Genomic DNA, 17,514 nt, shown 5'->3' on the forward strand with positions numbered 1-17,514 from the left:
GGAGGCCTTCCGTGAACACCCTCTCCGGGCGCCGGACCCGCGTCCTGGCCGCCACCACCGCGACGGCCGGGCTCCTGCTCGTCGCTGCCTGTACCTCCAGCGACGACGGCGGCAGCGGTTCGAAGACCGCCGCGGGCGGGGTCGAACTGGTCAAGGGCGGGCAGCTCACCACCTGCACCCACCTGCCGTACCCGCCCTTCCAGTCGGAGATCGACGGCAAGGTCCAGGGCTTCGACGTCTCGCTCATCGACCTGGTCGCCAAGGACCTCGGCGTGAAGCAGGAGATCCTCGACACGCCCTTCGAGAACTTCAAGACCGGCGCCTTCCTCAACTCCGGCTCGTGCGACCTGGCCGCGGCCGGCATGACCATCACCGAGGAACGCAAAAAGAACGTCGACTTCTCCGACCCCTACTTCGACGCCACCCAGGCCCTCCTGGTCACCAAGGGCAGCGGGATCTCCTCGCTCGCCGCCGCCAAGGCGAAGAAGGTGCAGCTCGGCGCCCAGGCGCAGACCACCGGCGAGGACTACGTCAAGGGCCAGGGCTTCGACCCGGTCTCCTTCGAGTCCTCCGACGCCGTCCTCAACGGCCTGCGCTCCGGACAGGTCAAGGCCGTTGTCATCGACTATCCGGTCGTCCAGGGCTGGTTGAAGAACAAGGCCAACGCCGACGCCTTCCAGGTCGCCGACAACATCAACACCGGTGAGCAGTACGGCTTCACGGTGAAGAAGGGCAACACCAAGCTGCTGGCCGCCGTCAACAAGGCGCTCTCGGACGCCAAGGCCGACGGCACGTACAAGAAGCTCTACGAGAAGTGGATCGGCCCGTACGACGAGTCGGTCGCGTCTCCCTCCGCCTCATGACCGCGACGGACACGCAAGTCCAGCCTCGCAAAAAGGGCCTGACCCGACGTCAGAAGCGCAGTCTGTCCCGCGGCATCCAGTACACCGTCTTCGTCGCCGCCGTGATCGCCTTCGCGTTCTCGGCGGACTGGGGGCGGCTGAAGAACCAGTTCGCGCAGGCGGACATCGCCGACCAGATGTTCCCCGACGTCATCACGCTGGCGCTGAAGAACACCGTGCTCTACACGCTGTCCGGCTTCGTCGTCGGACTGGTCCTCGGCATGGTCATAGCGCTGATGCGGCTGTCGTCGGTGGGCCCGTACCGCTGGTTCGCCGGTGTCTACATCGAGATCTTCCGCGGGCTGCCCGCACTGCTGATCTTCATCTTCATCGGCGTGGCCGTACCGCTCGCGTTTCCCGGTACGGAGATCATCGGCGGCACCTACGGCAAGGTCGCCCTCGCGCTCGGCCTGGTGGCGGCGGCCTACATGGCGGAGACGATCCGCGCGGGCATCCAGGCGGTGCCCAAGGGCCAGCTGGAGGCGGCCCGTTCACTGGGCTTCTCACCGGCCCGCGCGATGGTCTCGATCATCATCCCGCAGGCGTTCCGGATCATCCTCCCGCCGCTGACCAACGAACTCGTCCTGCTCTTCAAGGACTCCTCCCTGGTGCTGTTCCTCGGTGTCACCCTGGAGGAGCGCGAACTGTCCAAGTACGGCCGTGACCTGGCCAGTACGACCGCCAACTCCACGCCGATCCTCGTCGCGGGGCTGTGCTACCTGCTGGTGACGATCCCGCTCGGGTTCGTGGTGCGCCGCATGGAGGCCAAGGCCCAGGAGGCCGTGAAATGAGCCGACCGGAGATCCAGGTCAAGGGCCTGCACAAGTCCTTCGGCGACAACGAGGTCCTCAAGGGCATCGACCTCGAGATCGGCCAGGGCGAGGTCGTCTGTGTGATCGGCCCCTCGGGCTCGGGCAAGTCCACGCTGCTGCGGTGCGTGAACCTCCTGGAGGAGCCGACGAAGGGCCAGGTCTTCGTCGGCGGCACCGAACTCACCGACCCCGACGTGGACATCGACGCCGTACGCCGCCGTATCGGCATGGTCTTCCAGCAGTTCAACCTGTTCCCGCACCTCACGGTGACCGAGAACCTCACGCTGCCGCAGCGCAGGGTGCTGCGGCGGGGCAAGGCGCAGGCGGCGAAGGTGGCCGCCGAGAACCTGGAGCGCGTGGGCCTCGCGGAGAAGGCGGACGCCTACCCGGCCTCCCTGTCCGGCGGACAGCAGCAGCGCGTCGCGATCGCCCGGTCCCTGTCCATGGGCCCCGAGGTGATGCTCTTCGACGAGCCGACCTCGGCCCTCGACCCGGAGCTGGTGGGCGACGTGCTCGCGGTCATGCGGATGCTGGCCCGGGAGGGCATGACGATGATGGTCGTCACCCACGAGATGACCTTCGCCCGCGAGGTCGCCGACCGGGTCGTCTTCATGGACGACGGAGCGATCGTCGAGGACGGCACCCCGGACCGGGTCATCGGCGCCCCGAGCCATGAGCGCACCCGCCACTTCCTCTCCCGGCTCCTCGACCCGGCGATGGCCGACGTGGAGGAGAACGGCACATGAAAGGGACACCAAGGGGCCCCTCCGAGGGACCACCGCCCTGGGAGCGGTGACCTCGGGCTGGCTAGGGTGCGGTCATGAGCGATCGCACGGTGCTGCACGTGAAGGGACGGATCCTGGCCGGCCCCGAGGACGTCCGGGACGAGCTGTGGGTGGTCGACGGGCGGATCTCCTACGACCGCCCCGTCGCCGCCCGTGACATCCGCACGGTGTCGGGCTGGGCGCTGCCCGGTCTGGTGGACGCGCACTGCCATGTGGGCCTCGGCGCGCACGGACCGGTCGACCAGGACGTGGCCGAGAAGCAGGCACTGGCCGACCGGGAGGCCGGCACCCTGCTGATCCGCGACGCCGGGTCGCCCTCCGACACCCGCTGGGTGGACGACCGCGAGGACCTGCCGAAGATCATCAGGGCGGGTCGGCACATCGCCCGCACCCGCCGTTACATCAGGAACTTCGCCTGGGAGATCGAGCCCGAGGACCTCGTCGCGTACGTCGCCCAGGAAGCCCGGCGCGGCGACGGCTGGGTGAAGCTGGTGGGGGACTGGATCGACCGCGAGGTGGGCGACCTGGCTCCCAGCTGGCCGCGCGAAGCGGCCGAGGCGGCCATCGCGGAGGCGCACCGCCTCGGCGCCCGCGTCACCGCGCACTGCTTCGCCGAGAACTCCCTGAAGGACCTGGTCGAGTCGGGCATCGACTGCGTCGAACACGCCACCGGGCTCACGGACGACCTGATCCCCCTCTTCGCCGAACGCGGCGTCGCGATCGTCCCGACCCTGGTCAACATCGCGACCTTCCCGAAGCTCGCGGACGGCGGCGAGTCCAGGTTCCCCCGCTGGTCGGCCCACATGCGACGGCTCCACGAACGCCGCTACGACACCGTCCGCAGCGCCTACGACGCCGGCATCCCGGTCTACGTCGGCACGGACGCGGGCGGCACCCTCCCGCACGGCCTGGTCGCGGCGGAGGTCGCGGAACTGGTGACGGCCGGGATCCCCCCGCTGGACGCCCTGTCGGCGACGACATGGGGTGCCCGGAGGTGGCTGGGACGCCCAGGACTGGAGGAGGGCGCCGCCGCGGACCTGGTGGTCTACGAACAGGACCCGCGCACGGACGTACGCGTCCTGGCGGCACCACGGCAGGTCGTACTGAACGGCCGGGCGGTGGAGTAGGCCCCGGCCGACATCCGTTCGGGTGCGGGCCGGTGGGGGCGGGCGTGGTGCGCAGTTCCCCGCGCCCCTGAACGCCTGCGGCGGATCCGACGTCCGGCGTCCCGCACCATGTGGCCGTCGTGAGCGTCCGCCTAACCCGCCGCTCGTAGCAGACTGAGAGCGTTTTCACTCGTCTTCGCGCTCCGGCACCCCACGCTGACCTGCGTCAACTCCCCACCTTTGTCAGAACTGTTGACCCGTGCATGAAAGCGCTTTAACTTCCTCTTCGATCTGCCCCACCAGGAAGAGGGAGAGCCTTGGCAGTCGTCCGACGAAAACGCTTTCAGAGCAGGGCCCTGCTCCTGCTGATGCTGCCCGGCCTCGCCTACTTCCTGCTCTTCCACTACGGGGCGCTGGTCGGCAACGTCATCGCGTTCAAGGAGTACGTGCCCTTCGACGGACTGTGGGGCAGCCCCTGGACCGGACTCGGCAACTTCCAGCGGATGTTCGAGGACACCGCGTTCTGGGACGCGGTGCTCAACACCGTCTGGATCGCCGTCCTCCAGCTCGTGTTCTACTTCCCGGTCCCGCTCGGCCTCGCCCTGCTGCTGCACAGCCTCACCTGGAGCAGCGTCCGCCGGTTCGTGCAGTCCGTCGCCTATCTCCCGCACTTCATCTCGTGGGTGATCGTCGTCGCCCTCTTCCAGCAACTGCTCGGCGACACCGGCCTGCTCAACTCGGGCCTCGACGGCATGGGGTTGCACAGCGTCGACATCATCGGCAACCCCGACGCCTTCAAACCGCTCGTCGTCGCCCAGGTCATCTGGAAGGACGCCGGCTGGGGCACGATCATCTTCCTCGCCGCCCTCGCCCAGGTCGACGAGCAGCAGTACGAGGCCGCCGCGATCGACGGAGCGGGCCCCTGGCGGCGCTTCTGGCACGTCACCCTGCCCGCCGTCCGCCCGGTGATCGTGCTGCTGCTGATCATGCGGCTCGGCGACATCCTCTCGGTCGGCTTCGAGCAGATGCTGCTCCAGCGCGACGCGGTCGGCCCCGAGGCCTCCGAGATCATCGACACCTTCGTCTACTACCAGGGCATCGTCGGCGGCGACTACGGATTCGCCGCCGCCGCGGGCCTGTTCAAGGGCGTCGTCGGCGCCCTTCTCGTCTACGCCGCCAACAAGGTCGCCCACCGCCTCGGCGAACAGGGGGTCTACAAGTGAGTGCCCAGGCCCGTCCGGGATGGATGGAGAAACCGAAGCCGGTGACGCAGGCCGCGAAGGCGCTCGCCCTCGCCGTGGTCGTCCTGCTGGTCTGTGTCCCGTTCCTCGTCATCGTGTCGACCTCGCTCGCCTCCACCGAGGAGGTCGTCGACAACGGGGGCTGGGTGCTGTGGCCCACCCACCCCTCACTGAAGGCGTACCGCGACATCCTCGACGGCGGCATCGTCACCCACGCCCTCGGCGTCAGCGTCGGCGTCACCGTCGTGGGGACCTCGCTGAGCCTCCTGTGCACAGTCACCCTCGCCTACGCCCTGTCCCGCCCCGGCGTCCTCGGCGGCAGGCCCGTCCTGCTCCTCGTCCTGTTCACGTTCCTCTTCCCGCCCGGCATGATCCCGAGCTTCCTGCTGGTCAAGGAACTGGGGCTGCTGGACAGCTACGCCTCGCTGGTCCTGCCCGTGCTGGTCAACGTCTTCAACCTGGTCGTCCTGCGCGGCTTCTTCCAGGGCATCCCCGACGAGCTCTACGAGGCCGCGCGTCTCGACGGGGCGGGGGACTGGCGGGTGCTCGTCTCCGTCGTACTGCCGCTGTCCAAGGCCGCGTTGGCCGTCGTCGGGCTCTTCTACGCGGTGGCCTACTGGAACTCCTGGTTCTACGCCTCCCTCTACCTGGAGAGCGACCACTGGCCCCTCCAACAGGTGCTGCGCACCTACGTGGTGGCCGGTTCCGGGCTCACCGACGCCACCACCGGCGAGGGCACCGTCACCGCCCCGCAGACCGTGCAGATGGCGGTCCTCGTGATCGCCACCGTGCCGATCCTGCTGATCTACCCCTTCCTCCAGAAGTACTTCACCAAGGGCGTGCTCACCGGCGCCATCAAGAGCTGACCGACCCAAGCCGACACGAGGTGATTCACCCATGCCCAGCATGTCCCGACGCACCCTTCTGCTGTCCGCGGCGGCGGCCTCCGTCTCCGGTGCGCTGACCGCCTGCTCCACCGGCTCCGGCGACAGCGACGTCTCCAACGCGGGGAAGAAGCTGGCCCCCTGGCCCGCGTACAAGGCCGCGAGCGGACCCAAGCCGGATCTCGCCCCCACCGAGGCGGGCGTCCAGGCCGGATACACCGCCTACCCCGCTGACCTCGTCAAGTCCGTCTCGCGTACGCCGGGCGACGGCTCGACCGTCAAGGTCATGTCGGTGTCCTTCGGCACCCCGCCCAAGCCGGCCTCGGCGAACCGGTTCTGGGCGGCCGTCGAGAAGGCACTCGGGGTGAAGATCGAGTACACGATCGTCTCCCAGGCCGACTACCAGAAGAAGATGGCCACCGTCATGGCGGGCGACCCCGACACCCTGCCCGACATCATCAACCTGTTCTCCGGCTTCGTCCTGCCCCGCGAGGCGGAGTTCGTGCAGCGACGGGCCGAGGACCTCACGCCGTACCTCTCCGGCGAGGCGGTCAGCGAATACCCCAACCTGGCCGGGATCCCCACCCACGCCTGGCAGGACATGGGACGCATCGGCGGCCGCATCTACGGCATCCCGCTGGAACGCCCGCTGCCCGGCTCCACCCTCTGGCTCAACCAGGGTCTGTTCACCGACGCCGGCATGAAGGAGGGCTGGACCTCCGAGGACTTCGCCGCCGTCGCCCGGCGGGCCACCAGCGGCCGCACCTACGCGCTCGGGGCCGCCAACGGCTCCCTGTTCGGCAACGCCGTGCACGCCGCCGCCCACCGCGCGCCCAACGAGTGGGCCGTCACCAAGGACGGCACCTTCCAGCACTGCGCGACCGACGAACGCTACAAGGCGGCCATCGCCTACCAGGCCCGGCTCCGCAAGGGCGGCTCCTACTATCCGGACTCGACGTCCGTGTCCCAGATCGACCTCACCACCCTCTACTACAACGGCACCGTCGGCTCCATGCAGGACGGCTTCGGCGCCTACCTCCCCAAGTACCGTGAGTCGCAAGGCAAGTTGACCCCGGCCGCGGCCCTCCCGTACAGCGTGGGCGGCGAGCCCGGCGGGATCGTCGCCGCCCGCCGCTCCTTCGGCTACACCGTCCTGAAGAAGGCGAAGAAGGAGCGCGTCGAACTCCTCCTGCGCATCCTCGACTACCTCGCCGCCCCCTTCGGCAGCCAGGAGTGGGAGCTCGTCCACTACGGCGTCGAGGGCACCCACTTCACCCGGGGCAAGGACGGCTCGCCCGAGCCCACCGAGCTCGGCGAGGTCGAGAACAACACCAACCTGCCCCTGAAGTACCTCGCCGAGGGCCCGCAGGTGCTGTTCGTGCCGGGCATGCCGGACGCCGTTCGGGCCCTGCACTCGTGGCAGCGAAAAGTAGTGCCGCACGCCATCCGCAACGCCTCCAACGGCCTGCAGTCCCGCACCAAGAACGCCCAGGGCACCACGCTCAGGGCGCTGCTCGACGACGCCGTCACCGGGATCGTCGCCGGACGGCTCCCGCTGTCGGAGTGGGACGCGGTGGTCAAGAAGTGGCGGGCCCAGGGCGGCGACAGAATGGCCGGGGAGTTCGCGAAGGACTACGCGGCCAACACATGAGACGCCGCCGGTGGAACAGGAGACGCGGGGGATGGAGAACGACATGACGGACACGGGGTCCAGGCGACGGGTCACCATCCGCGACGTCGCCGAGCGTGCGGGGGTGTCGATGGCGACGGCCTCGCGCGCGCTCAGCGGCAACCATCCGGTGCCGGCCGCGACCCGGGCCCGTGTCCTGCGTGCCGCCCGCGATCTCGACTACGTCGCCAACGCGCACGCCCGGGCGCTGGTCGGCGGGGGCCGCAAGATGGCCGCCGTCGTCGTCCGGCAGGTCACCAGCCCCTTCTACGCCCAGGTCGCCGAGGGAGTCGAGGCCGAGGCCGCCGACCGCGGGTGGCTGTGCGTGGTCGGGGCGACCGGCGGGGATCCGCAGCGGGAGATGGAGTTCGTGCAGCTGATGCGGGAGGAGGGGGCCCGGCTGGTGATCCTCGTCGGCGGGGTCGTCGAGGACGACGCGTACCGCTCCCGCGTGGCCCACTACGCGCAGGCCCTCGACTCCACCGGGGCACGGCTGGTGCTGTGCGGCCGCCCCGCCCCGGATCCCGAGATCCCGGCGCTGGTCGTCGAGTTCGACAACGAGGCCGGGGCCCGGGCGATCACCGGGCATCTGCTGTCCGCCGGGCACCGGCGGATCGTCTTCCTCGGCGGGCTGCCCGGGAACACCGCCCTGGACGCGCGCGTCGCCGGGTACCGGGCCGCGCTCGCCGAGCACGGGCTGCCCCCGGCGGCCGCACGGGTCGTCGACTGCGGGCTCGGACGGGCGGCGGGGCTGCGGGCGATGGCCGAACTCCTCAAGGAGACCAGGGAGTTCACGGCGGTGGTCGCCGGTGACGACATGGTCGCGGCGGGAGCGCTGCGTGCCATCGCCGACGCCGGGCTCGATGTGCCCGCGGACATCTCGGTCGTCGGCTACAACGACATCCCGCTCGCCGAGGACTTCAACCCCCCGCTGACGACGGTCCGTACGCCCGCCGAGGAGCTCGGCCGCGCCGCCGTACGCATCGCCCTGCGCGACCCCGAACACGCCGCCGCAAGCCACCATCTGCTGGGCACGCACATCGTCGTACGCAAAAGCGTCGCCCCACCACCGACCCACTAAGGACTCACCCCCGGATGACCGCGCCGCATCTGTCGCTCCCCGACGACCCGACGCACCACCCCGACCTCCCGCCCGCCGATCCCCTCCTCTCCCCCCTCACCGGCTGGACCCGCACCCACTGGGAAGCCGTCGCCGACCGGCTGCTCGACGGGCTGCTGCCCTACGCCACCCCCGGCTTCGCCCAGTACCGGCTCCCCGGACCGCCCAGCCACTCCGGGGCCTGGTCCGACGGCCTGGAGGGGTTCGCGCGGTCCTTCCTGCTCGCCGCCTTCCGGATCGCCGGGTCGGCGGGGCGGGTCGGCCCCGCGCTCGTCGAGCGGTACGCCGAAGGGCTCGCCGCAGGTACCGATCCGCACCACCCCGAGCACTGGCCGCCGATCACCGACCGCGCCCAGCCGATGGTGGAGGCGGCCTCGATCGCCCTCGCGCTGCACGAGTCCCGGCCCTGGCTGTGGGACCGGCTCGACGACGGCGTGCGGGACCGGATCGTCGAGTGGCTCGGCCGGTTCGTCGGCGCGACCGCCAACGACTCCAACTGGCGGCTCTTCCAGGTGATCACGGAGGAGTTCCTGGCCTCCGTCGGCGCCCCGCACAGCCGGGCGGAGATCGACGCGGGCCTCGCCCGGCTGGACGACTGGTACCGGGGCGGCGGCTGGTACACCGACGGCGACGGGAAGAAGTTCGACTACTACAACGCCTGGGCGCTGCACCTGTACCCGGTGCTGTGGGCCCGGATCGCGGGACCGCGCGCCGACCCGGGGACCGTGACCCGCCACCGCGACCGGCTGCGCGAGTTCCTCGGCGTCCACCAGCACTTCTTCGGCTCCGACGGCGCCCCCGTCCACCAGGGCCGCTCCCTCACCTACCGCTACGCCGCCGCCGCCCCGCTGTGGGCGGGTGCCCTCGCCGACGCCACTCCGCTGCCGCCCGGCCTCACCCGCCGCCTGGCCTCCGGCACCCTGAAGCACTTCACCGAGCGGGGCGTCCCCGACGAGCGCGGCCTGCTCACCCTCGGCTGGTACCGGCCGTTCGGGGGAGTGCTCCAGCGCTACTCGGGCCCCGCCTCCCCGTACTGGGCGAGCAAGGCGTTCCTCGGCCTGCTGCTGCCCGCCGACCACCCGGTGTGGACGGCCCCCGAGGAGCCCGGCCCCGTCGACACCGCCGACACGGTCCTCGCGCTCCCCGCCCCCGGCTGGCTGCTCCACTCGACCGCTTCCGACGGGATCGTCCGCCTCGTCAACCACGGCACCGACCGACTCCCGCCCCCACCCGCGACCGACGACGACAGCCCGCACTACGCCAAGCTCGCCTACTCCACTGCCGCCGCCCCCGAGACCCCCCTCGGCCCCGACAACCACCTCGCCCTGCTCGCCCCCGACGGCACACCGTCCCCCCGCGGCCGTATCCACCCGCTCCACTGCGAGGGCCGCACGGCCGCCTCCTGGCACCGCGCACTCGGGCACCGCGTCGAGACGGTGAGCGTGGTGCACGGGCCGTGGGAGGTGCGCGTGCACCGCATCGATCCGGCATCCGACACCCCGGTGCGGGAAGGGGGCTGGGCGCTCGCCGACGACTCAGGGCCGCCGGTAGCCGAGCGCGGGCCGGGCTGGGCGCGGGTCCGCCGGGCGGCGGGCGGACCGACGAGCGCCGTCGTCGGCCTGTACGGCTGGGGCGAGGGTGCCGGGACGGTCGCGGCGGCCGAGCACACCAACGCCTACGGGCGGTACTCCGCGACCCCGGTCCTCGAAGGCACCGGCCCGCTCCTGGTCACCCTCGTGGCCCTCGGCGCCGACGTGCCCCTCACGGGCGCGGACGCCACCCCCACCACCGGCGGCGCCGTCGAGATCCGTTTCCCCGACGGCACCCGCGTCAGTGCCGGGCCAGCGTCACCGCCTGATCCAGGGCCTGCAGAAAGGAGTTGACCGTCGCCCGGTCCCGCACCGCGAGCCGCAGCCACTCCTCGCCGAGCCCCGGGAAGGTGTCCCCGCGCCGCACCGCGAACCCCAGGTCGCGCAGATGCCGTCGTACGTCAGCGGCCTTCGGCAGGCGTACGAGGACGAAGGGGCCCTCGGCCGGCTCGACCACCCGGAGGCCGTCCGGGGCGAACTCCCGCAGCCCGGCGACCAGATGGGCCCGGTCGGTGGCTACGCGGTGGGCCGCGTGGGCGGCCTCCGCCACGGCGCGGGGCTCCATGCACGCCAGGGCAGCCTCGAGGGCCGGTGTGGAGACCGGCCACAGGGGCTGGGCGCGCTCCAGCTCGGCGATCGTCTCCGGGGCGGCGAGGACGTAACCGATCCGGAGCCCGGCCAGGCCCCACGTCTTCGTCAGGCTGCGCAGGACGACGAGTCCGGGCACGTCCGTCCGCCCGGCCAGGGCCTCGCGCTCGCCCGGCACCGCGTCCAGGAACGCCTCGTCCACCACCAAGGTCCGCCCGGGACGGGCCAGTTCGGCGATCGTGGCGGCCGGATGCAGCACCGAGGTGGGGTTGGTCGGGTTGCCCACGACCACCAGGTCGGCGTCCTCGGGGACGGCCGCCGGATCGAGCCGGAATCCGTCCTCCTCCCGCAGCAGCACCCGGTCGACCGGGTGCCCGGCGTCCCGCAACGCCGCCTCCGGCTCGGTGAACTGCGGGTGCACCACCATGGCGTGACGAACCGTCAGAGCACGGGCGAGCAGCACGAACGCCTCGGCGGCGCCCGCGGTCAGCAGCACCCGCTCCACCGGCACCTCGTGCCGTGCGGCCACCGCCGCCCGTGCCGCCCGCCCGTCGGGATAGGCGGCGAGCCCGGCCAGCGACCCCGCGATCCGCTCCCGCAGCCACACCGGGGGAGTGTCCGCGCGGACGTTCACGGCGAGGTCGGTGAGCCGGGCCCCGTCGTCCCGTACCTCGGCGTCGCCGTGGTGCCGCAGGTCGTGGCCGCCGGCCCGGTCAGTGCGCATGGGTGTGGGCGCCGTGGTGGTGGCCGTGGTGGTGATGGTGGCCGTCGTCGTCCGGGTGGAAGTGCGGCTGTTGCGGCAGGCCCACCTTGTCCTCGAAGCCCGGCAGCGCGATGCGGTACACGCACGAGTCGCAGTTCATCCGCAGGTCACCCTTGACGGCCTCCTCGTACCGCTCCATCACCAGGTCGAGGAGCTCCGGCTCCGGACCGATGACGTCCGCGGAGCGCACCTCGACCTCCGGGTGCGCGGCCGCCCAGCCCTCGGTCTGCTGCCTCACCCGGTCCGGCAGGATCCCGGTGAACAGGAAGTAGGGCAGCACGACGATCCTGCGCGACCCCAGCGCCACACACCGGTCCAGGCCGCTCGGCACGTCCGGCGCCGCCAGCGACACGAACGCCGTCTCCACGCCCGCGTATCCGCGCCCCTCCCACAGCAGCCGGGCCGCCTTGTACACCTCGGCGTTGGCGTCGGGATCGGTGGAGCCCCGGCCGACGAGCAGCACGGTCACGTCCGCCCGGTCCAGCGGGGCACGTCCCCCGGTGGCGCCCAGCGCCTCGTCGAGACGCCGCTCCAGGACGTTCAGCAGCGCCGGGTGCGGGCCCAGCGGACGCCCGTAGGTGTACGAGATCCCGGGGTGCCGCTCCTTCTCACGGGACAGCGCGGCCGGGATGTCGCCCTTGGCGTGTCCCGCGGACACCAGCATCAGCGGCACGGCGGCGAACCGGCGGACACCGCGCTGTACCAGCTCGGCCACCGCGTCGGTGAGCGGCGGCGGGGACAGCTCGATGAAGCCGCCCGCGACGGGCAGGTCGGGGTGGCGGGCCCCCAGCTCCCGGACGAAGTCGCGGAACGCCTCGGCTCCGGCATCGTCCCGGGTGCCATGACCGGCGATGAGCAGGGCGGGCGGCGGGGTGGTCACGAGGTCTCCTCAGAGGGGTGAGTGGGGTGGTACAGCAGGGCGTTCAGCGCGGCGGAGGCCACCGCGGAACCGCCCTTCTCGGACACGTTGCTCACGGCGGGCAGCCCGCTCTCGCGCAACGCGGCCTTGGACTCGACCGCGCCGACGAAACCGACGGGCAGCCCGATGACGAGCGCCGGGGCCGCGTCCAGGGTCAGCAACTCCTCCAGCGCGGTGGGGGCGTTGCCGATCACCCAGATCGCCCCCGGGCCGACCTGCTCGTGGGCGAGCCGGATCGCGTGGGCCGAACGGGTCAGCCCCGGCCCCGACTTGGCGTCCCTCAGCCGGCAGACGGTCTCCCGCCGGGTGATCCCGGCCGCGACCATCTCCACGTCCGTGACGACGGGCGCCCCGGAGTGCAGCGCGGCGTGCGCCTTCTCCAGGTCGCCCTCGTCCATGACGAGATCGGTGGCGTACCCCAGATCGGCGGCGGAGTGGATGACCCGCTCCACCACCGCCCGGGTCAGCGGCGGGAAGTGCGAGGTGTCCAGGCGGGCGCGCAGCCGCCGGTAGGACTCCACCTCGATCGGGTGGACGACACGGTTCACTCGGCGCCCTCCTGCCAGCGGTATCCACGCGGCGTCACCATGCGCCCCGCGATGTCACGGGTCGCCGTGTTGCCCACGGTCACGACCGTCATCATGTCGACCGTCGCCGGGTCGAGCGCGGCCAGGGTCGTCAGCCGAGCGGACTCGTCCGGCCGTGACGCGTTGCGTACGACCCCGACCGGCGTCGCCGGCTCGCGGTGCTCGGCGAGGATCGCGAGCGCCTTGGGCAGCTGCCAGTCCCGGCCCCGGGAGCGCGGGTTGTAGAAGGTGACCACGATGTCCGCCTCGGCCGCCGCGCGGACCCGCCGCTCGATGACCTCCCACGGGGTGTGCAGGTCGGACAGGCTGATGGACACGTGGTCGTGGCCCAGCGGGGCACCGAGGATCGCGGCCGCCGCGAGCGCCGCGGTGACCCCGGGGACGCCGATCACGTCGATGTCGTCGGAGGCCTCGGCGAGCGCGGGGGAGGCCATGGCGTACACGCCGGCGTCCCCGCTGCCGATGAGCGCGACCGCCTGACCCTTGGCAGCCTCGGCCACGGCGGTCCTGGCCCGCTCCTCCTCGGCCCCGAGCCCCGACTCCAGGACCCGGGTCCCGGGCCGCAGCAGGTCACGGATCTGGTCGACGTACTGGTCGAGCCCGACCAGCACCGAAGCGCGCTGGAGCTCCGCCTTCGCGCGGGGCGTGAGCAGGTCCCGGGCGCCAGGACCCAGTCCGACGACCGCGAGCCGGCCGCGCACGGGACGCCGTACGACAGCGCAGGTCGCCATGGCGGGCTGCGCGGCCGACTTCCGCTTCGGGACGAGGAGTTCACCGCCGTGGACGAGCGCGGCGGCCTCGGCGACCGAAGGGGTGCCCACGGCGGCCAGGGGTGCGTCCGACGGGTTGGGCACCGCGATGGCCGCCAACTCCTCGGCGGAGTGGGTCACCAGGGGCACGCCCAGCCGCTCGGCCGCCGTCACGATCCCCGGCTCCTGGGCCTTGGCGTCCACGGTGGCGAGGTGGGCGATCGACTTCGACGACAGTCCGGCCTCGCGCAACGAGCCCTCGATCAGCTCCAGCACCTCCTCGACCGGCGCGCCCTTGGAAGCGCCGACGCCGACGACGAGCGTGGGCGGACGCAGGACGACCTCCCGCTCGGACAGCGGCTCGACCAGCCGGTCCGTGACCCGGATGCCGTACGCCCCCTGCCCGGCGACCGGCAGCGGAGGCAGCGGCCAGCGTGACTCGTTGTGCAGGGCGACGGGCTCCCCGTCCAGGAGCGCCCGCGACACGGCGGCCACCGCGCCCTCCACCGGCAGCCCGAGCGTGTCGAGCCCCGGCACCCCCACCGCGTCGGTCGCCGTCGTCACCACGGGCTCGGTGCCCAGCAACTCACCGACCTCCCGGGCGAGTTCATTGGCACCGCCGCCGTGCCCGCCGACCAGGGACACGGCGAACCGCCCGCCCTCGTCGACACACACCACACCCGGGTCGGACGCCTTGCCGCCGAGCAGCGGCGCGATCAGGCGGACCACCGCGCCCGTGGCCAGGAAACACACGAGCTGCTCGCACTCCGCGAACGCCCGCCGCACGGCGTCCCCCACGGGTCCGTCGTACACGCGCGTGCGGTCCGGCCATGCCGCGGCCAGCCGGTCGCGTGCCGCCGCCCCCGCCGCGGTGGCGGAAATAAGGCCGATCACTGAGCAACTCCCTCTCGGTACACGGGGTTTCTGACGCCCCACAGCAGGAAAACCGGATTGGTCGCCGCGAGCCGGGTCACGTCCCCGGGCAGCGGCGCGAGCCGGGACGACTGGAGCAGTACGCCGTCGCAGTCGAACCCGGCGCGGGTGAGCGCCGCGCGCACGGCCGGCACCCGGTCCAGCGCGGCCATGGCGACGACGACGCTCCGCCGGGCCCGCCGCGCGCACGCGCCGACGATGCCGGGCAGCTCCCGTCCCCCACCGCCGACGAACACGGCGTCCGGATCGTCGAGTTCGGCCAGCGCGTCCGGCGCGGACCCGTGCACGACCCGTACGTCGACCGCGTGGGCGGCCGCGTTGGCGCGGATCCGCTCGACCCCGTCGGCGGCCTTCTCGACGGCGACGACGGCGGCACCGAGCCGCGCGCACTCCACGGCCACGGAACCGGACCCCGCGCCGACGTCCCACACCAGCTCCCCGAGCCGGGGCCCGAGCCGGGCCAGCGCCAGCGCCCGCACCTCGAACTTGGTGATCATCGAGTCCCGGTGGGCGAACTCGGTCTCTTCGAGGGCCCATTGAGCGGGTGCGGTCGAGGGCCCGGCGACCGTGCGCACGGCTCCGAGCGCGCGGGACTCGTCGAGACACAGCACGACACTCACCGCCGTACCCCAGTCCCGCGCGGCGGCCTCGGTGGGAGTGACGCGCTCGACGCGTTCGTCGCCGGCGCCCAGGGCGGAGGCGACGACCAGAACGCGGGGGTGGGCCGTGAGCGCGGCTCCCAGCTCGGCGGGACCCGCCCCCGGCCCCGTCAGCACCGCCACCTTCGGTCGCGCACGGCACACGTTCACCGCCGTACGCAGATCACGCCCGTGCGCGCTGACCACCACCGCGTCCTCCCACGGCAACCCCACCCGCGCGAAGGCCGCGGCGACGGAGGAGACCCCGGGCCGCACGTCCAGCGCACCGGGCCCGAACCGCTCGGCCAGCACCCGCACGATTCCGAAGAACCCGGGGTCGCCCGAGGCCAGCACGACCACCCGCCGTTCCTTCTCCAGGTACTCCGCCATGGTGTCGAGGGCGGGAGCCAACGGCCCGAGCACGATCCGTTCCGCCGCCTCCGGCAGCCGTACGGCATCCAAATGCCGCCGCCCGCCCACGACCAGCTCGGCACCCGCCAGGCACTCCTGGGGCGGTGCCTCCGTCCCCGTGCCCACCACCGTGATCATGTGCCGGCACCCCGCGACGCGCGCAGGGCCCGCCGGGCCTCCGGGTCGGCCTTGCGGTACCCGTGGAAGTGACCGGGGTGGTAGAGGTGCGACCGCGTGCCCTCGGAGTCGAGCGCCGGGCCGACCAGGAACAGAGTGTGCTTCCACAGCTTGTGTTCCTTGACGGCCTCCTCCAGCGTCTCGATCGTGCAGCGCACGATCAGCTCCTCCGGCCAGGTCGCCTGGTAGGCGACCACGACCGGCGTGGACGTCGGATAGCCGCCCTCCAGCAGCTCCCGCACCAACTGCCCGCTGCGGGCGGCCGACAGGAAGATCGCCATGGTGGTGCCGTGCTTGGCGAACTCCCGCACCTCCTCGCCGGGCGGCATCGGCGTCTTTCCGCCGCCGAGCCGGGTCAGCACGACGGACTGCGCGACCTCGGGAATGGTCAGCTCGCGCTGTGCGAGAGCGGCGACCGCCGAGAAGGCGGAGACCCCGGGCACGACCTCGGTGGCGATACCGATTCGCGCACACCGGTCGAGCTGCTCCTGCGTACCACCCCACAGGGCCGGGTCGCCGGAGTGGATCCGGGCGACTTTCAAGCCCTCCTCGCGCGCCCGCTCGTACACCGCGACCACGTCCTCCAGCGACATGGTCGCCGAGTCGAGGATCTCCGCGTCCACGCGTGCGTGCTCGAGGACCTCCGCCTGCACCAGGCTCGCGGCCCAGATCACGACGTCGGCCTCGGCGATGGCGCGCGCGGCCCGGAACGTCAGCAGATCGGCGGCGCCGGGGCCGGCACCGACGAAGGTCACCTTGCCGGTGGGGGCATCGGCCATGGAAATCGGTCCTCTCGTCACAAAAGGTCTTGAAAAGGTCTTACGTCTGCGGTCGGCGCGGTGGCCGGATGTGCGCGAACGGGGGTTGATCGGATACGAAGGCCCTATGGCGGTCTTCGTCGCGCTCGGCGCGTTCCTGATGACGCTGGCCGGCGGCTGGACGGCACAGCGGGTGACCGACCGCCGTCATCTGGTCCTCGGCCTGGCCGGCGGACTGATGCTCGGCGTGGTCGGCCTGGATCTGCTGCCGGAGGCGCTGCACGCGGCCGGCGACGAGGTCTTCGGCGTCCCCGCGGCCCTGCTCCTGTTCGTGGCCGGCTTCCTCCTGGCCCATCTGGTGGAACGCCTGCTGGCCGCCCGCCAGGCCGCGCACGGCGGTGCGGAGAGGGACGGCCGGGCGCCCGAGGTGGGCCTGACGGCCGCGGCCGCGATGGTCGGCCACAGCGCCATGGACGGCGTGGCGATCGGCGCGGCCTTCCAGGTGGGCGGCGGCATGGGCACGGCGGTCGCGCTCGCCGTCGTGGCCCACGACTTCGCGGACGGCTTCAACACGTACACGATCACGAGCCTGTACGGGAACGACCGCCGCAGGGCGCTGACCATGCTCTTCGCGGACGCGCTGGCCCCGGTGGCGGGCGCCGCCTCGACGTCGTTCGTCACCATCCCGGAGGGCCTGCTCGGCGGCTATCTCGGCCTCTTCGGCGGCGCGCTCCTGTATCTCGCGGCGGCCGAGATCCTCCCCGAGGCCCACCATGAACACCCCGCCCGCTCGACCCTGCTGTGCACGGTCGCGGGCGTGGGATTCATCTGGCTGGTGGTGGGCCTGGCCGGCTGATCCGGCGGTTCTGAAGGCGCTTGCGGA

General features: G+C 72.2%; 16 protein-coding genes. 10 read left to right on the forward strand and 6 right to left on the reverse strand.

Annotated features, from left to right (window positions below; all coding sequences use genetic code 11):
* The first annotated feature begins 11 nt into the window (after positions 1–11).
* From ACGFWE_RS37325 to ACGFWE_RS37365, 9 genes are all read left to right on the forward strand, one after another.
* On the forward strand, positions 12–863 hold the full coding sequence (locus tag ACGFWE_RS37325; RefSeq protein WP_352390473.1) for a transporter substrate-binding domain-containing protein: 852 nt from the start codon (positions 12–14) through the stop codon (positions 861–863).
* Entirely contained in the window at positions 860–1,693 is an 834-nt protein-coding gene (locus ACGFWE_RS37330; protein WP_352390472.1) for an amino acid ABC transporter permease, read from the forward strand. The genes ACGFWE_RS37325 and ACGFWE_RS37330 overlap by 4 nt, the downstream gene beginning before the upstream one ends.
* Positions 1,690–2,460 carry an amino acid ABC transporter ATP-binding protein gene (locus tag ACGFWE_RS37335; protein ID WP_393604594.1) on the forward strand — a complete coding sequence of 257 codons (771 nt, stop codon included), beginning with the start codon at positions 1,690–1,692 and terminating at the stop codon, positions 2,458–2,460. Before ACGFWE_RS37330 ends, ACGFWE_RS37335 begins: the two co-directional genes overlap by 4 nt.
* 74 nt (positions 2,461–2,534) lie before the next feature.
* Positions 2,535–3,626 carry an amidohydrolase family protein gene (locus tag ACGFWE_RS37340; RefSeq protein ID WP_393604596.1) on the forward strand — a complete coding sequence of 364 codons (1,092 nt, stop codon included), beginning with the start codon at positions 2,535–2,537 and terminating at the stop codon, positions 3,624–3,626.
* A 347-nt stretch (positions 3,627–3,973) separates the two neighbouring features.
* Positions 3,974–4,828 (forward strand): ABC transporter permease, encoded by an 855-nt coding sequence (locus tag ACGFWE_RS37345; protein ID WP_393604690.1) that lies wholly within the window; start codon positions 3,974–3,976, stop codon positions 4,826–4,828.
* On the forward strand, positions 4,825–5,712 hold the full coding sequence (locus tag ACGFWE_RS37350; protein WP_393604598.1) for a carbohydrate ABC transporter permease: 888 nt from the start codon (positions 4,825–4,827) through the stop codon (positions 5,710–5,712). The genes ACGFWE_RS37345 and ACGFWE_RS37350 overlap by 4 nt, the downstream gene beginning before the upstream one ends.
* Before the next feature lie 31 nt (positions 5,713–5,743).
* Positions 5,744–7,381, forward strand: coding sequence for an extracellular solute-binding protein (locus tag ACGFWE_RS37355; RefSeq protein WP_393604600.1), 1,638 nt, complete (start codon positions 5,744–5,746; stop codon positions 7,379–7,381).
* A 43-nt stretch (positions 7,382–7,424) separates the two neighbouring features.
* Positions 7,425–8,480, forward strand: coding sequence for a LacI family DNA-binding transcriptional regulator (locus ACGFWE_RS37360; RefSeq protein ID WP_352390467.1), 1,056 nt, complete (start codon positions 7,425–7,427; stop codon positions 8,478–8,480).
* A gap of 14 nt (positions 8,481–8,494) precedes the next feature.
* Positions 8,495–10,402 (forward strand): DUF2264 domain-containing protein, encoded by a 1,908-nt coding sequence (locus tag ACGFWE_RS37365; RefSeq protein WP_393604603.1) that lies wholly within the window; start codon positions 8,495–8,497, stop codon positions 10,400–10,402.
* On the opposite strand, the gene cobC is transcribed toward ACGFWE_RS37365, so the two are convergent.
* From cobC to cobM, 6 genes are read right to left on the reverse strand one after another with little or no spacing between them, the layout of a single operon-like run.
* On the reverse strand, positions 10,350–11,420 hold the full coding sequence (gene cobC / locus ACGFWE_RS37370) for an Rv2231c family pyridoxal phosphate-dependent protein CobC (protein ID WP_393604605.1): 1,071 nt from the start codon (positions 11,418–11,420) through the stop codon (positions 10,350–10,352). The two genes, ACGFWE_RS37365 and cobC, sit on opposite strands and share 53 nt — an antisense overlap.
* Entirely contained in the window at positions 11,410–12,339 is a 930-nt protein-coding gene (locus ACGFWE_RS37375) for a sirohydrochlorin chelatase (RefSeq protein WP_393604607.1), read from the reverse strand. The genes cobC and ACGFWE_RS37375 overlap by 11 nt, the downstream gene beginning before the upstream one ends.
* Positions 12,336–12,926, reverse strand: coding sequence for a precorrin-8X methylmutase (locus ACGFWE_RS37380; protein WP_352390463.1), 591 nt, complete (start codon positions 12,924–12,926; stop codon positions 12,336–12,338). The genes ACGFWE_RS37375 and ACGFWE_RS37380 overlap by 4 nt, the downstream gene beginning before the upstream one ends.
* A complete protein-coding gene (gene cobJ, locus ACGFWE_RS37385; RefSeq protein WP_393604609.1) occupies positions 12,923–14,608 on the reverse strand; it encodes a precorrin-3B C(17)-methyltransferase in 1,686 nt (561 codons plus the stop codon). The genes ACGFWE_RS37380 and cobJ overlap by 4 nt, the downstream gene beginning before the upstream one ends.
* Positions 14,605–15,834 (reverse strand): precorrin-6y C5,15-methyltransferase (decarboxylating) subunit CbiE, encoded by a 1,230-nt coding sequence (gene cbiE / locus ACGFWE_RS37390; protein ID WP_393604611.1) that lies wholly within the window; start codon positions 15,832–15,834, stop codon positions 14,605–14,607. Before cbiE ends, cobJ begins: the two co-directional genes overlap by 4 nt.
* Complete coding sequence (gene cobM, locus ACGFWE_RS37395) at positions 15,831–16,652, reverse strand: precorrin-4 C(11)-methyltransferase (RefSeq protein WP_393604613.1); 822 nt, start codon at positions 16,650–16,652, stop codon at positions 15,831–15,833. The genes cbiE and cobM overlap by 4 nt, the downstream gene beginning before the upstream one ends.
* 106 nt (positions 16,653–16,758) lie before the next feature.
* Here cobM and ACGFWE_RS37400 point away from each other — a divergent pair, with 106 nt between their 5' ends.
* On the forward strand, positions 16,759–17,487 hold the full coding sequence (locus ACGFWE_RS37400) for a ZIP family metal transporter (protein WP_352390459.1): 729 nt from the start codon (positions 16,759–16,761) through the stop codon (positions 17,485–17,487).
* Positions 17,488–17,514: the final 27 nt, after the last annotated feature.

The organism is Streptomyces sp. NPDC048523, assembly GCF_043199815.1.
Lineage (GTDB): Bacteria > Actinomycetota > Actinomycetes > Streptomycetales > Streptomycetaceae > Streptomyces.